17 protein-coding genes are annotated in these 14,862 nt (G+C 65.7%); 6 read left to right on the top strand and 11 right to left on the bottom strand.

From position 1 onward, the window contains the following. From K2M58_RS11200 to K2M58_RS11210, 3 genes are read left to right on the top strand one after another with little or no spacing between them, the layout of a single operon-like run. Positions 1 to 804, top strand: a complete 804-nt coding sequence (locus tag K2M58_RS11200; RefSeq protein ID WP_220677607.1) for a TraX family protein — start codon at positions 1 to 3, stop codon at positions 802 to 804. Positions 805 to 818: 14 nt separating this feature from the next. Continuing rightward, positions 819 to 2,459: an APC family permease gene (locus K2M58_RS11205; RefSeq protein ID WP_220677608.1), complete on the top strand. Its 1,641-nt coding sequence runs from the start codon at positions 819 to 821 to the stop codon at positions 2,457 to 2,459. A 15-nt stretch (positions 2,460 to 2,474) separates the two neighbouring features. Then, a complete protein-coding gene (locus K2M58_RS11210) occupies positions 2,475 to 2,678 on the top strand; it encodes a hypothetical protein (protein WP_220677609.1) in 204 nt (67 codons plus the stop codon). 259 nt (positions 2,679 to 2,937) lie between these two features. Here the strand turns inward: K2M58_RS11210 and K2M58_RS11215 are convergent, their stop codons facing one another. The 7 genes from K2M58_RS11215 to K2M58_RS11245 all read right to left on the bottom strand — a co-directional run bounded on the left by K2M58_RS11215 (position 2,938) and on the right by K2M58_RS11245 (position 7,878). Further along, positions 2,938 to 3,603, bottom strand: coding sequence for a deoxynucleoside kinase (locus K2M58_RS11215; protein ID WP_220677610.1), 666 nt, complete (start codon positions 3,601 to 3,603; stop codon positions 2,938 to 2,940). Positions 3,604 to 3,623: 20 nt separating this feature from the next. Then, entirely contained in the window at positions 3,624 to 4,283 is a 660-nt protein-coding gene (locus K2M58_RS11220; protein WP_220677611.1) for a deoxynucleoside kinase, read from the bottom strand. Positions 4,284 to 4,364: 81 nt separating this feature from the next. Beyond that, complete coding sequence (locus K2M58_RS11225) at positions 4,365 to 4,832, bottom strand: DUF327 family protein (RefSeq protein WP_220677612.1); 468 nt, start codon at positions 4,830 to 4,832, stop codon at positions 4,365 to 4,367. A gap of 4 nt (positions 4,833 to 4,836) precedes the next feature. Further along, positions 4,837 to 5,184: a hypothetical protein gene (locus K2M58_RS11230; RefSeq protein ID WP_220677613.1), complete on the bottom strand. Its 348-nt coding sequence runs from the start codon at positions 5,182 to 5,184 to the stop codon at positions 4,837 to 4,839. Between the two features lie 109 nt (positions 5,185 to 5,293). Continuing rightward, positions 5,294 to 5,707 carry a flagellar export chaperone FliS gene (fliS, locus tag K2M58_RS11235; RefSeq protein WP_220677614.1) on the bottom strand — a complete coding sequence of 138 codons (414 nt, stop codon included), beginning with the start codon at positions 5,705 to 5,707 and terminating at the stop codon, positions 5,294 to 5,296. A 50-nt stretch (positions 5,708 to 5,757) separates the two neighbouring features. Beyond that, entirely contained in the window at positions 5,758 to 7,428 is a 1,671-nt protein-coding gene (gene fliD, locus K2M58_RS11240) for a flagellar filament capping protein FliD (protein ID WP_220677615.1), read from the bottom strand. Positions 7,429 to 7,506: 78 nt separating this feature from the next. Continuing rightward, entirely contained in the window at positions 7,507 to 7,878 is a 372-nt protein-coding gene (locus K2M58_RS11245; RefSeq protein WP_220677616.1) for a flagellar protein FlaG, read from the bottom strand. 238 nt (positions 7,879 to 8,116) lie between these two features. On the opposite strand from K2M58_RS11245, the gene K2M58_RS11250 reads away from it, so the two are divergent. Next, the gene (locus K2M58_RS11250; protein ID WP_220677617.1) at positions 8,117 to 9,040 is read left to right on the top strand and encodes a DMT family transporter; all 924 of its coding nucleotides are present in this window, start codon (positions 8,117 to 8,119) and stop codon (positions 9,038 to 9,040) included. Between the two features lie 126 nt (positions 9,041 to 9,166). On the opposite strand, the gene K2M58_RS11255 is transcribed toward K2M58_RS11250, so the two are convergent. The 4 genes from K2M58_RS11255 to K2M58_RS11270 all read right to left on the bottom strand — a co-directional run bounded on the left by K2M58_RS11255 (position 9,167) and on the right by K2M58_RS11270 (position 11,558). Further along, on the bottom strand, positions 9,167 to 9,730 hold the full coding sequence (locus K2M58_RS11255) for a class I SAM-dependent methyltransferase (protein WP_220677618.1): 564 nt from the start codon (positions 9,728 to 9,730) through the stop codon (positions 9,167 to 9,169). Between the two features lie 67 nt (positions 9,731 to 9,797). Continuing rightward, positions 9,798 to 10,181, bottom strand: a complete 384-nt coding sequence (locus tag K2M58_RS11260; RefSeq protein WP_220677619.1) for a DUF302 domain-containing protein — start codon at positions 10,179 to 10,181, stop codon at positions 9,798 to 9,800. A gap of 206 nt (positions 10,182 to 10,387) precedes the next feature. Further along, on the bottom strand, positions 10,388 to 11,167 hold the full coding sequence (locus tag K2M58_RS11265) for a sulfite exporter TauE/SafE family protein (RefSeq protein WP_220677620.1): 780 nt from the start codon (positions 11,165 to 11,167) through the stop codon (positions 10,388 to 10,390). A gap of 67 nt (positions 11,168 to 11,234) precedes the next feature. Continuing rightward, entirely contained in the window at positions 11,235 to 11,558 is a 324-nt protein-coding gene (locus K2M58_RS11270) for a rhodanese-like domain-containing protein (RefSeq protein ID WP_252393473.1), read from the bottom strand. Between the two features lie 378 nt (positions 11,559 to 11,936). Here K2M58_RS11270 and K2M58_RS11275 point away from each other — a divergent pair, with 378 nt between their 5' ends. Both K2M58_RS11275 and K2M58_RS11280 read left to right on the top strand, forming a co-directional pair. Further along, a complete protein-coding gene (locus tag K2M58_RS11275) occupies positions 11,937 to 13,001 on the top strand; it encodes an RNA-guided endonuclease TnpB family protein (protein ID WP_220677621.1) in 1,065 nt (354 codons plus the stop codon). 299 nt (positions 13,002 to 13,300) lie between these two features. Next, positions 13,301 to 14,641, top strand: coding sequence for an IS1380 family transposase (locus K2M58_RS11280; protein ID WP_220677622.1), 1,341 nt, complete (start codon positions 13,301 to 13,303; stop codon positions 14,639 to 14,641). The last annotated feature ends 221 nt before the right edge of the window (positions 14,642 to 14,862 follow it).

A 14,862-nucleotide genomic window follows, 5' to 3' on the forward strand; every position in this document is an offset into this window, starting at 1 on the left:
GTGGCGGAACTTTCGAGCACGAACGCATCGCCTTCCCGTCCCGCACCGCCCGGTCATGAAGGCGGCCGAACGGCCGCCGCGGGCGGCGGGTGGGGGGCGTTTCTTTTTCCCACCGGTCCCCGCCGGGAACTCGTCCGGTGGATCGCCCTGCTCCTGATGGCGTTCGACCACTGGGCGGCGTGGACGGCGCCGGGCGACCTCTGGCTCCGGCTCCCGGGACGGGTCGTCTACCCGATCTTCGCCCTCTTCATGGGGGCCTCCCTCGCCCGGGGGTTTCCCGTCCGCCGCTACGTCCGGCGGCTTCTCCCCTTTGCCCTCGTCGCTCAGCTCGGGTTTGTCGTCTTCTTCTGGCCGACGTATGCCGGCCGTCCGGTCCTTCTCTACTGGAACATCCTCTTCACCCTGCTTCTGGGGGCGCTGGCGTGGGACGCGCTCCGGCGCCGGGCCTGGATCGAGCTGGGGGCCGTCTTCCTCCTGGCGCCCTTCGTCGACTACGGGGTGGTGGGCGTGCTTGCCGTCGTCCTTTCGGCGCGCCTTGCGGAAGCCAAACCCGGGGCGCCGCCGCTTGAACGGCTGGCGGACGGGGCCGCCCTCTTCGCCGTCTGGCTCGCCCTCAACGTCCAGCCCGGCCGCACCCCGGCCGAGCTCGCCCTCACCTTCGGCGCCTGGCTCACCGTCCCGCTCCTCTGGCTCCTTGCGCGGCTTCCCCTCGGCCTTCCCCGCGGCCCGTGGTGGGTGCCGTACGCTTACTACCCCGCCCATTTCGTCGTCCTTTACGTCCTTCGCCTCGCCCTCGGCCGGTGAAAGGAGCGTTCCCCGTGCAGGCAAGCGGACTCTGGCTGCTCGCCACAGGCGGCGCGGCCCTCTTTGCCGCCCTGATGCTCGCCCTCGCCGCCCGCGGCGGCATCACCTACGCCCGGGGCGGCCGGACGTACGTCGGCTTCGTCGGCATCGCCGCCGTCGCGATGATGGACCTTCTCGCCTCGGTGTTTTACGGGCCGGGCGAGGCGTTTCGCTACGTCGGTTATGACGCGATGTTCTACCTCGTCCTGACCGCCGTCCTGATCGCCCTCTACGCCTTCAGCATGACGGAGATCGCCGAGGTGCTGGAGGGCCTCGGCCAAAAGGGCGGCGGGGTCTACACCCTCACCTACCTCGTCTTCGGCCGGACGCTGTCGATGGTCGCCGTCGCCTCGATTCTCGTCGACTACGTCAACATGGCGGCCCTTTCGGCGGTGAGCGCCGTCGAAAACGCCGCCGCCGTCTTCGGCCTCCTCGCGCCGATCAAGCTTCCCCTCGCCCTCGCCATCGTCTGGCTTCTGACCGCCCTCAACCTCGCCGGCATCCGGACGAACGTCTGGACGACCTTTGCCGTCTTCCTCTTCCTCGGCGTCGCCCTCGTCGCCGCGGCGATGCTCGGCGCCGGCGCCTTGGACGGCGCCGCCACAGGCCGCATCCAAGCCGGCCTTCTCCGCCCGGCGGCCAACCTGGGCGAACGGGGCTTCGTTCCGACGCTGGGGGCCCTCGTTGTCGGCGTCGGTTCGACGATTCTCGCCTACTCCGGCATCGAGACGGTGCTTCAGACGCAAAAAGTCGTCGAAAACTGGCAGACGATCCGCCAAGCCTACCGCTTCCTCGTCGTCCTAAACGGCCTTCTCATCCCGGCCGTCGGCATCCTCGCCATCGCCCACGTGCCGGACCCCGGCGCCCACGTCGAAGGCCTCGTCGCCACCTACGCCCTCGAAGTCGGCGGCGCGCCGATGGCCGTCGCCATGATCCTCGCCGCCGCCTTCGCCCTCGCCTTTGCCATGAACACCGCCTTCGTCGGCGGCACCGAGCTCATCACCGTCATCGCCGAGCGCTACGGCCTCGCCGCCCTTCTCAGGACCAACCGCTTCGGCGTCCACCACCGGATCATCCTCTTTCTCTCCGGCGCCTTCACCGCCCTCATCCTCATCACCGCCGGTTCGGCGAACCTGATCGCCGACATGTTTGCCATCGGACTTTTGGCCAGCTTCGTCCTGAACCTCCTCGGCCTGGTCACCTTCCGCATCACCGAAGGATACGCCCGCATGCGGCGCTACCGGACGAGCCTGGCGAAAAATCTCTTCCTCATCATCGCGTTTTTCGCCGCCTTCGTCTACGTCGCCTCCTCCAAACCGCACGGCACCGCCCTTTGGGCCGCCGCGGCGGCCTTGTTGATCGCCCTCGGCGCGGCCGCCGCCCGCTGGTGGGCCGACCCCGACGCCCGCTACGAGCGCCGGTACCAGACGGTCGACGAACTCCTCTCCGCCCTCGCCGCCCGGTCCGCCGGCCGCCTCGACGTCCGCTTCGCTCGGCCGCGGGAATACGTCCCGGGGGACGGCCAGGAGGTCGTCATCACCCTGTCGCCCCTGCGCCTCCGGCCGCCGAAACGACGGGGGCCGGGGCATTTCATCCTCCCGTATTCGAACCTCTGAGGCACCGTCCAGGAAATGGAGGCCATCCTCGCCAAGATCCGGGCGGCCTTCCCGGACCGTCCGCTCGTCGTCCACTTCGGCTGGCCGCTTTCTTCGTGGTGGGAGCGGCTGTCGATGGGCTTCGTCGTCCACCGGCTGCTCATGCTGCCGAAGCGGTTCCGGGACGTCGAATTCCACATCGACTACCTCCCGCCGGCCAAACGCCGCCACCGGCCCTGACGGCCGGGCCGCGCCCCCAGGCGGCCGACCTTCCGCGCCGACCTTCGACCGAAGGCGGCCGAACGAAAAAACGCCCCGTCACGCGGAGCGTTTTTTCGAAAGCATCTTTTCGGTTCGGCCGAACCGGTCGGTCCACCGGGGCGACCGAACGGATCGGCCTCCCCGGATCGGCCGAGCGGATCGAACCCCCGGAACGGCCGGGCGGCCCGACCCTTCCGGGACGATCGAACGGGTCGACCCGCCGGAACGGACGAACGGATCACCCGCTCGGAATGAACCGTTGATGACCCGTTTTCGGGGCGGCCGACCGCCGGGGCGGGAGGGCGGCCTCGAGCCGGGCCAGGAGCGCCTCGACGCCCCGACCGGTGAAAAGATCGTATTCGTCGATCGACACGGTGACCACCGGCGCGCGGTGAAACGTCTGAATCCAGGCGTTGTAGCGCTGGTAGAGCGCCTCCCAGTACGCCCGAGACATCGAAAGTTCTGCCCGGCGGCCGCGGCGCCGGATGCGGCGGTAGATCGCTTCAAAACTGCCGGTGAGATAGACGACGAGGTCCGGATGGCGAAAGGTCGGATCATCGACGAGCGTCTCGTACAGCAGGCGATAGGTCTGCCAGTCGCGCTCGTCCATGTGGCCCGTCTCGTGGTGCAGACGGGCGAAAATCTCGGCATCTTCATAGACGGTCCGGTCCTGGACGACCGAAGCGCCGGCGCGGCGGGCTTCCGCAAGCCCGCGAAGGCGCTCGGCGAGGAAGAACACCTGAACGCTAAAGCTCCAGCGCCGAAAGTCCGCGTAATAGTCCTCCAGATACGGATTGGTCGACGCCCGCTCGCCGAGCAGGCGGTACCCGAGTGCTTCTGCCAGCCGGCGGGCGAGCGTCGTCTTTCCGACCCCGACCATCCCGGCGACGGCCACCACATGCATCGCTTTCGCTCCTCTCCGGTCTAGACGCCGCCGAGGCCCGGCCGGGCGGACGGCGGCGCGAGCACGGCCGCCAGCGTCTCCATGACGAACCGGTAGGCGGCCGGATCGTGGACGAAGTCGTGCCGCTCGGTATCCAGCCTCACGATCCGGGCCTCCGGATGCCGCTTTTGGGCGTCGGCAAAGTAGGCCGCATAGCGCCGGCGGATGCGATCGAGGTACGCCGGGTCCATGTCCCGCTCATACGGCCGGCCTCGCGCTTGGATCCGCCGGAGGAGCGTGGAAAGCCCGGCCTCCAGATAGATAATGACGTCCGGGCGAGGCAGGTCCCGGACGTAGATCCGGTAGAGGGTCTCGTACTTCGCGTACTGGGCCGGCGTCAACGTCTCCTGAGAAAAAATAAGATTCTTTAAAATGTGGTAATCGCTGACGACCGGCCGGGTCGCGAGCACGGGCCGGATCGCCTCGAGCTGTTCCATCCGGTCGATGAGAAAAAACGTCTCGATGTGGAACGCCCACCGGGCCCGATCCTGATAAAAGAGCGGGAGGAGCGGATTTTCCGCCACCGTCTCGAGGAGCAGGTGGTGCCCGAATTCCCGGTGGATCAGGCCGGCGAGCGTCGTCTTGCCGACGCCGATCGGGCCCTCGACGGCGACGAACCGGGGAATGGGGCCGCCGTTCATCTGCGCTGCACCTCCTTGCGCCGACGCGGCTTTCCCATTTTAACGCCGATCCGCGCCCGGCGCAACGCCGCCCCGGCGTCGTCAGGCGATCAGATCCAAGAGCAGCCCCTCCAACGCGCCGAGGGCGGCGAGGAGTTCGACCGCCGGCGCGGCGGTCAGCGCCTCGGCAAGCCGAAGGAGGGCCGCGTCGATCTGCCGCACGAGGCGAAAGCGCCGCGCCCGGCCGCCGGAGACGGTCGTCTCCGTCGCCGGTTCCACCTCAGCGAGGGCCCGGGCGACGAACGCCTGCACGACAGCCCGATAGCGGGCGAGGGCCGCCGGCGAACGCTCGGTGACGAGGCGCCGGCCGGCCGCCTCGAGCTCCGCCCAAAGGCCGCTCAGGGGATGCCCGTCGGCGAGAAGAAGCGCCGCCCGAAAGCCCGCACCCGCCGCCGTCGCTTCGGACGCCGTCTCGGCCGCCGGATGAAAAGACCGGAGCCCGAGCGCCTGAGCGAGCTCCGCCGTCTGCCAGCCGCCGCCCGGCCGCGCCGCATCGAAGGTCGCCCGCATCGCCTCACCCCCGATCGTCGAAAAAACCGCCGACCGCGCCGCCGGCCGGATCGTACCGGGAAGCTTGTTTTTTCCGGCCGAGGCGTTCCCACCGGCGGGCAAGAGCATCGCGAAGCTCGGCCAGCGCCGCCCGCAGGGTGGTCTCATCGGCCAGCGCCGCCTGCCGCTCCCCCTCCGGCCAGCCGGCGACCGCTGCCGGGTCGGTCCGGGCGATCCACCGGTCCCGCTCGAGGAGGGCCCGCTCGACGGCGGCGACGTCTCCCGCCCGGGCCGCCTCGATCGCCTCCCGGGTGAGCGCCCGCCAGGTATCCGGGGCGCCGGCGCGGTCGCCCGGGCGATCCCGTTTTTCCATCCGCCCCCTCCTTCCCGCCGAAGGCCTCCGGTGCGGCCGGCCGAACCGACCGGTCGGACGGTCCGGCCGGACCTCTCCGCCGCCGGTCCGGTCAAAGGCTTCCGGCGATTTAGACCCGTCCGTCGTCCGGTGCGGCCGCCCGGTCGGCCGCCCCTTCGGCCCGGGCGAGGCGGATCGCCTGCGCCCATGTCTCCCGGAGGTCTTCGAGGAGCGCCAGGACGTCCTTGACGTTTTGCGCGTCTTTTTTCAAGTTGGCGGCGATCAGGTGGCGGGTCATGAAGTCGTACAGCTGGTAGAGCTCCCGGGCCGGCGGCCGCTCGAGATCGAGTCCCCGGATGAGGGCGGCAAGGACCTCCTGCATGTGGATCAGCCGGTCGTTGGCGGCGGCGTAATCCCGCTCGGCGATCGCCCGGACCGCCTGCCGGCCGCTTTTGATCGCCGCGTCGTACAAAAGGAGGACGAGTTCCTCCGGTGGCGCCGTGAGCACCTGATTCATGCGATACTGCATCGCTCCGCCGTACATCGCACGTCCCCTTTCGGGACCAAACATCCGGCCGCGCCGACGCCCGTCGGCTACGCCCCGCCGCCGAACGCCTGCATCAGCCAGAGGCTCTGGACGTTGGCCCGCTGGATCGCCTTTTCCATCGCCGTAAACTCCCGCCAGTACCGGTCTTCGATCGCCTTGAGGCGCCGGGTCAACTCATTGATCCGGCCGTCGAGGCGGGTGAGCGCCCGGCCGAGGACGCTCTGGTCGCCGACCGCGACGCCGTCCCGGCCGGCCCGGTCGACGAACCGGTTGATGGCCGCGCCGACGACGTCGTACAGCCGGACGGCGAGGCCTTTTTGCGGATGGAACGGATCCCGGTTCTCCGCGTCCGGCGCGCCGGAAGCGAGCTTTTGCGAAAGAAGCGCCGCCACCCGCTCCGGGTCTTCCGCCACCGCCGCCCGAAGCTTTCCTTCGTCGACGACGAGGCGGCCCCGGTCCCACCAGTTGCCGGTCGTGATGCCGATGTCGGCGAGGGAGACGGTTTGGCCGCCGATCACCACCGGCGTCGTCACCGCCCGGCGCATCTCGGTCACGAGCCGCTCGAGAAGCGGATCCCGGGCGAGGAGGCCGCTTTTGGCCCGCTTCTCCCACTCCTCGATCTGTTTTTCGCTCATCTTCGCCTTTTCGTCGTCGAGAAGCGGCGGGTAGTCCCGGTAGCGGGGCTCGGTGAGGCGCCGGTTCAGATCGTCCAGGAGGTCGTTGTACCGTTTGACGAAGTCGAGCACCCGATCGACGATCGCCTCGGTGTCCCGAACGACGGTGATCGTCGTCTCGGCGCCGGCGTCGGCGCCTTTTAAGACGAAGTCGAGGCCGAAGGCGGCGAAGCGGTTGTCGGCAAACGTGAGCGTCGCCCCGTCCAGGACGACCTCCGCCGTCTGGCCGGGCGTCCCGGTGAGCTTTGCCTTCCCGGTGGCGGAATCGACGGGGGCGCCGAAGAGGGTCGCGACGACGCCGACGTCGCCCGAGGCGCCGGTCGCGGTCGTGACGTCCTCCAGGGTCAGCACGAGGTTCCCCATCTGCCGCGTCTGGACGAACAGCCGGTCGAGGGTCGGATCGTACGACGCCCGAACGCCGAAGTCGACCGGCTGCTTCGTGTTCGGGTCGGTGAAGGCGGCGGCGTTGATCGCCTGGACGATATCGGCGATCGTCTTCGTGCCGGCATCCGTCACGGTCACCGTGGCCTTGCCGAGCGGATTGCCCGAGGGATCGGTTAAGGTCAGCGTAAATTCAAGCGTCGCCGTGTCGGCGATGCCGAACTGTTTTCCGAGCGGATCGGTCGGCGCGGTCCCGGCGAGGCGGCCGGCGATCGCATTTCCGACAACCGTCGCCGGTTTCGCCAGCCGGTTCACTCGGAGCGAGTGCACGCCGGGGACGGCGGCGCCGGTCGCCGTGACGCCGACGAGGTCGTCCCGGCTGAGAAGCGCCTTTTGCTGCCGGTACGTCCCGCTCAGGCGAAGCGCCGACAGGGCATCCCGGAAGGCGAGCAGGCTCCGGTTGACTTCCCGGTACGCTTCCCGCTGCCAGGCGAGCCACTGCTTGTCCCGGAGGAGCTGATCGAGGGGCTTTCGCTGGACGGCCATGAGCTTTTTGATGATCCCTTCGGTGTCGAGGCCCGAGACGAGGCCGGAGAAGTGCCGGACGTCGCCGATGTCGCCGGGGCCGGCCGATCCGCCGGCGCCGATGGGGCCGAAGACCATCCTAACCCTCCTTTCGCCGGTTCCTTCCGTCGGCTTTCCCGTTTCGCCCGAGCTTCATTTCGCCGGGCCGAAGGCCCTTCAGATCCGCTGGTCGATGATCCAGCCGAGTTGCTCGTACATCGCGGCGACGAGGTCGAGCCACTTCTTGGGCGGAATCTCCTTGATCACTTCGTTCGTCCGGTCGTCGATGATCTGGACGTAATATTCGCCGAGCTTTTCGTGCCAGGTGTATTTGAGGTGGGAGCCGCTTTTTTCCAGGATGACGTTCATCCCGTCGACGACCCGCCGCACTTCGTCCGGCGAGAGAAACGACCCGCCGCCGGCCGCCTCGGCCTCCTTCTGCGGTTTTCCCCGAGAAGGATCGTCGCTCCGAACCGTCGGCACCGGCGGCGCGGCGTCCGGCCGGGCGGCCGGTGAGAGGCCCGGGCCGCCGGCGCGCCCGATCTCCATCCGCCCTCCCTCCTTCCGACATCTGGGCACCCGCCGTCTTCACCGGCGCTTTGCTGGATGTATCGGCCGGCGGCGGCCGGAGCTTTAGCCGGAAGGAGGTGGCGCGGAAGCATCCTCGTCGTCGGGCCGGCCGCCCGGACGCACCGAACCTTCCGACGGGCGCTTTTCGCCCCCTCCCCTCCATGCTACAATCGGTCTGATCGAAAACGGAACCTGGCAGAAGAGAAAGGAGAACGCCATGAACCCGCGGTCCCCGGCCACCGGCGCCCTCTTCGTCCTCATCGCCGCCGCCCTCTGGGGCACCCTCGGCCTCTTCGTCCACCGCCTTCAGGAACGGGGCTTTACGCCCCTCGAGATCGTCGCCCTCCGGGCCGCGGCGACCGTCCTCTGGCTCGGCGGCGTCCTCGCCGTTCGGGCGCCGTCCGCCCTCGCCGCCCCGCGATGGGCGTGGCCGTCTTTCCTCGGCACCGGCGTCCTCAGCATGGCGCTCTTCAACTGGGCCTATTTTCAGGCGATCGACCTCGTCTCCCTCTCGATCGCCGCGACCCTCCTCTACACCGGGCCGGCGTTCGTCGTCCTCCTCGGCCGGCTTTTTTTCAAGGAGCCGATCACCGGCCGAAAGGCCATCGCCCTCGGGCTTTCGACCGTCGGCGCCGCCCTCGTCTCCGGACTTGGCAGCACGGCCGCCTCGATTCAGCCGCCGCCGGCGGAAGGCGCCTTCCTCGGCCTCCTTTCCGGCTTCGCCTATGCCCTCTACAGCCTGTTCGCCAAGCCGCTGGCCGGCCGCCTGAAGGCGGAGACGATCGTCTTTTATACGTTCGCCGTCACCTTCCTCGCCCTCGCCGTTCCGACCGCCCTCTGGAAAAAGGCGGCGCTCATCGCCCGCCCGGACGTCCTCGGAATCCTCCTTCTGTTCGGTCTCTTTCCGACGGCCCTCGCTTATCTCCTGTACACCGAAGGGCTTCGGCGGATGGAGGCCGGCCGGGCGGCGATGCTCGCCACCGTCGAACCGGTCGTCGCCGTCGTCATCGGGCGCTTCGTGTTCCACGACCGGCTCACCGCCGGGCAGACGATCGGCGCCGCCGCCATCCTGCTCGCCGTCGTCCTCATCGCCGGCGCCGGAAGCGCCGAACGCCGCATCCCGCCCTCGGCGTCGGCTTGAAAACCCCTGGCGGCAACGCGCCTCCCCCGCCGATCCGTCCGAAACAAAAATCCCCTTCCCGCACGGGGGAAGGGGAGAGCGGCGATCGGCGCGCCACCGTCCATCCGCGGTCCCGGCGGTTCGACCTCAGACCTCCGCCAGAACGCGATAGGCGTGGGGCGGGTGGTCGGCCGCCTCGGCGCGAAAGCCCGCTGCCGCGAGCGCCTCCAGCAGCCGCTCCCGGGGGAGCCGCTCCTCGAGGGGCGGGCCAACGGGCATCGGCCGAGCATCCCACTCGACGACGAGGAGCCGGCCGCCGGGCCGAAGAAGCCGGCGGATTTCCGCCAAGGCAGCGGAAAGATCCGGCACTTCATGCAGCACGAAGGCGGCGATCGCCCGATCGACGGCGTGATCCGGCAGGGGGATCGGCGCCGCCGGCGAGAGCACCGGACGGACGTTCGACGCCCCCGCCGACCGGGCGTTTTCCGCCAGATGTTCGAGCATCTCCGGCGCGATATCGATGCCGTAGACGGTGCCCCGGGTTCGCCGGGCCGCCGGCAGGGTGAAAAACCCCGGCCCGCACCCGACGTCGGCGACATCGTCCGCCGGACCGATGGCGAGCAGGTCCAGAAGCGCCTCCGGCCGAAGCGCCTCCCGGCGCTCCGGCGCCATCAGACGGTCGGCGTGGCGCGGATCAAACCGGTGTCCCATGGCGTGCCTCCCGTCGCGTCCCGAACGGACATCCCATCCGGCCGTCCCGGTGCCCCGGAACCGCGCCTCACTTCGCCGCGTCGATCGCCTGGATGAGGGCTTGTTCGACCCGCTCGGCGATCGGCCTGAGCTCCGGACGCTCGACGAGATCCATGAGCACCGGCGGCTTCGGCAGGCCGATCTTCGTCTTCCCGCCGTCTTCGTATACGACGATCTTGCACGGAAGGAAGTAGCCGGCTTCGACCGCCGTATCGACCGCCGCTTTGGCCTCGTTCGGGTTGCACACTTCGAGCACCCGGTACGGCCGGTCCATCGCCAGCCCTTTGGACCGGAGCGTCTCGGTGAGGTCGAGCTGCCAGAGGATGCCGAAGCGGTGTTCCTTGAGCGCCTCGCCAAGGGCGGCAATCGCTTCATCAACGGACTTCGTCGTCTCGACGGTATAGTGGAACATCGCCATCGCTCCTTTCTCCATCCCGGCCCGCGCGACGCCCGTCCGGCCGAGCGTCAGGGCTTTTCTTCCTTATTGTAAAACAAAGCGCCCATCCGGGAAACCCCTGACCCGATTCGCCTCCCGATCGCCCGCGAGGCCAAAGCGGCCACTCCGCCCGGATCTTCGCGGGCGATCCGGGATCGACGGCCGCCTTTGTCACCTCGAGGTCAAAACAGCATATCCGACCAGATCTTCACCGCCGTCGCCACGATGAGGACGGCGAGGATGCCCTGCAGCACCTTCGTGTTCACCTTCGTGCTCAGGCGGGCGCCGATCGGGGCCGCGAGGACGCTCGCGACGATCATGATCACGCTCGGCCAAAAGAGCACGTCGCCCGCCAGCACCTTCCCGACCGTCGAGCCGATCGACGAGATGAACGTCACCGCGAGCGACGTCGCGATCGTCATCCGCGTCGGGATCTTCAGCACGAGGAGCATCACCGGCACCAAGATGAACGCCCCGGCGGCGCCGACGATGCCTGAGGCGACGCCGACCAAAAACGCCGACACGGCCGCCAGCGGCCGGCTGAACGTCACCTGCTCGAGCGGAACGTCGTCAAGCCCTTTTTTCGGCACGAACATCATCACCGCCGCGATCGTCGCCAGCACGGCGTAGACGAAGTTGATGGCATCGCCGCTCAAAAACTTTCCCCCGAAAGCGCCGACGAAACTCCCGATGATGATGGCGAGGCCCATCGTGGCGATGAGGGGCTTGTTCAGCACCTTTTCCTTCCGGAGGGCAAAGACGCCGGAAAGCGTGGCAAAAAACACCTGGACCGCGCTGATGCCCGACACCTCGTGGGCCGTAAAGGACCCGACGCCGAGAAGCGGCGGGATGTAGAGGAGCATCGGGTACTTGACGATCGACCCGCCGATCCCGACGAGGCCGGAGATGAACGACCCGACGAAGCCGATCAAAAAGAGCGTCACCCCAAGACCAAGCGTCATCGATCCTCCTCCTTACAGAAAAAAGCGTGCCGCTTCCGCGGCACGGCTTTCGTCGGGCGGCCGACGCCTACTCGATCTCCCCGTCCCAGCTGATCATGCCGCCGGCCAGGTTTTTCACCTTGGAAAAACCGTTCGCCTGAAGGAACTGGGCGGCGTAAAAGCTCCGGCTGCCGCTCCGGCAGACAAGGATCGCTTCCTTTTCCGGATCGATCTCATGGAGCCGGCTGGGAAGCTGGGACAGCGGGATGTTGATCGCGCCCGGGATCTTGCCCATGGCAACCTCCATCGGCTCCCGAACGTCGATGATGAGGAGGTCTTCCCCCTGCTTAAGCCGCGCCTTCAGCTCATCCGGCGTGATCTCCGGGATGCCTGCCGGTTGCCACGAAAACATGCGTTTTTTCGCCCCCTTCGGACGAACATCCGCATCGAGCGGATGCCTCGACCAATTAATACCTATACAGGTATTGGTCTCGTTCAAACTAAGATTATAGGAGAAACCCGGGATGTGTCAAGCCGGGTTTCTCCTGAAAAAGGTCGGGGTTTCCCTGAAAAGAGGACGTGGAGGCGTGCGGATCGATCCCGCGCCGCGCCGGGCTGCCCGGGAAAGCGCGACGGAAAATAGACCGATTGTTCGCTCGGCTTTACAGATCGTTTACAGAACTCGCCGGCTTCATCCCCGGAATTCATTCCGGGGATGAAGCCGGTTGTACATCCTTGATACTAACGATAAAATATTCATGAAGAACAACGACAAAAAGGAGGGAGCTGATTGCAAACCATCACCCTTCGCCTTCGTCTGCACCGCCCGACGCAGGCGAAGATCCGGCGGTATCGGGAACTCGTGGAACGCACGACGGCCTTCGCCAACAATCTCGTCGCCGCCGGAAGGCCGAAAGGGCTCACCAGCCGGACGGCGCGGGAGTATCTCGCCGGAGACCTTCCGTCGGCCGTGATCAATCAGGCGCTCCGGGACGTGGCGGCGCATCGGGACGTTCAGAAGTTCCGGGTCCTCTGGCCGTCGTTCAACAACCAGAACCTGCGCCTAAAAAAGGTCGGGGACTTCTGGACGGCCGCGTTTCCGACGCAGGCGGGTCGGGTGCGGGTGCCGCTTTCGGTCACGGCGAAGCAGGAAGCCATTCTCTCCCGCCTCGGCCGGGACGTGAAACAGGGAGCGGCAAAGCTGTACGAAAAGCGCGGGCGGTGGTATCTCGCCCTTTCGGTCACGCTGCCCGTCGAGGAGAAGGCAGCCGGTCCTGTGCCCGGGAAAGTCGCCGGGATCGACATGGGTCTTCGCTACTTGGCCGTAGTCAATTGCGAAGGTGAGACGCTGTTTTTCCACGGCAACCAAGCAGCCTACATCCGACGACGCTACCACGCTTTCCGTAAGCGGATGGGGAAAGCCAAAGCGCTCAAAGCCATCCGCCAGATGAAAGATAAAGAAGCCCGCTGGATGAAAGACCAGGACCACAAGATCAGCCGGGCCATCGTGGACTGGTGCCTCGCCCGTGGCGTGAGCACCATCCGGATGGAAAAGCTGGAAGGCATTCGTAGACGGAACACCCGGAAGCGCGACTTCGGGCGTTCCCTTCATTCCTGGTCGTTCTACCGGCTTCAGCAGTTTATCGCCTACAAGGCGCGCCTCGCCGGTATCCGCGTCGAATGGGTGAACCCGAAGGATACCAGCCGGACGTGCCCGCGGTGCGGGCACTGCGCAAAAGAGAACCGAAACGGCATCCGGTTCCGGTGCGGGAAGTGCGGCTACGAAGCCCACGCGGACGTTGTCGGTGCCTGGAACGTGAGTCTTGCAATTAGCGGCCTGGCCGAGGCGGCGTAAGCCGCCGTTCGAGGGCCGCCGCCCGGTGCGGTAACGCCTTTCGGCGGAACGCAGCCGGGGCGGGCCGTTGACCCGGCCCCGATGGCGCTGTGATGAGGCTGAAGTCGAAAGGCATGAGGCCGAGCAAGCGCTAACCTCCCCGTGGGAATCCCCGGAATTCATTCCGGGGAGGAGGTCAAAATTCGTTGACCATGGCCTGATTCCGTGAACAATCTCCCTTGATCCCCCCTTCTTTAGCAGGTAAATCATGGCTTTGCATCGAAATATAAGATCAACCTCCTTTCACCTGCGGGGTGATCATGTTGAAAATTCAGTTTGAGTTCTCCGATGACCTCATTCTTACCGCACACGGTGGGCTGTCCGTCGTCGGTGCACTGTTAGAAGCCTCACGCGTATTCTCCGAACTGAATCGTATACGCCTTCGCGAAAACGAGCATCCCACTTTCTCTCATACCGACGTCGTAAAAAGTTACGTCGGCATGCTCTGCCAGGGAAAAAGCGACTTCGACTACCTGGAAACGGTACGCGACGACGACACATTTCGTCTTTGCTTAAACCTTAACCATGTTCCTTCCAGCCCCACGGTTCGCCAGCGCCTGGACGAGGCGGCCGCGTCTAACTTGGAGAAGTGGAACGATATCCTTATCCGCACAGGACTGGAGCTCATCCAACGCGTCCATGCCCCGCTGACGGGGGTAAAAGTTGGCAATAAGACATACATTCCCCTCGACATTGACGTCTCTCCTTTCGATAACTCCGGGACGAAGAAAGAAGGGGTATCGCGAACATACAAAGGCGTCGATGGGTATGCACCGATCTTTGCTTACCTGGGACAAGAGGGTTACGGTGTCCATGTAGAACTCCGAGAAGGAAGCACCCATGTCCAGAAAGATACCGCTGACTTCCTCGCCGCAAGCATCCTCTATGCGCGCATCGTTACCCAAAAGGATCTTCTCGTCCGCATGGATGCGGGACATGATAGCCTGGAGAACCTTAGGGTGTGTCAGGCGCACAAGGTGGACTACATCATTAAGGTCAATCTCCGCCGTACAAACGAAGAAGAATGGCTCGAATATGCGCAAACATACGGGACCTGCACAGAGCCTCGGGAGGGGAAAAAGGAGTACATTGGCGTTCGCGAGGTAGAAAAACCGGGCTTTTCATCGCCGCTTCGGCAAGTCTTTCACGTCATTCATCGGACGATGGACCGGCATGGGCAAATCTTACTCGTGCCGGATATTGAAGTAAACGTCTACTGGACGAGTCTGGAAGGTGACCCGTGGCGGGTGGTCGAACTGTACCGCGAGCACGCCACCAGCGAACAGTTTCACAGTGAAATCAAGTCGGACCTAGACTTAGAGCGGTTACCGTCCGGGAAATTTCGGACGAATGATCTGGTGTTTCACCTTGGCCTGCTTGCATACAACCTGCTACGCATCATCGGGCAGAAGAGTTTGCGCCTGGGCGGTGCACCGCTTCGCAAACACGTCCACCGGCGGCGCATCAAAAGCGTCATTCAAAACATGATCACCATTGCCGTTCGGGTGGTTCGTCATGCCAGACAGTTTAAATTTGTGTTTGGCAAACACAGCCCATGGGCCGGCGTCGTAAGTCGTCTCTATGCTGCTTTTGTAACGTAGGCGAACGAAAAGAAGAACGATAGGTGCATTCCGTGGAGACAAGATAAAACTATTTTTTAAAGTCCACATTCGATGGGCTTGTTTCAGCATGCCCAAAAAGCATAGGATTTCTTCTTATTGCAGACGAGAGCAGACAAAATCTTAGGTTTAAATGGCCTTGAGAACAATTTTAGCGGCAATCAACAGCATATAGCATGTGTTTTCGTAGTTTGATCACGGAA

It is taken from the genome of Hydrogenibacillus sp. N12 (assembly GCF_019645935.1).
Lineage (GTDB): Bacteria > Bacillota > Bacilli > Thermicanales > DSM-22653 > Hydrogenibacillus > Hydrogenibacillus schlegelii.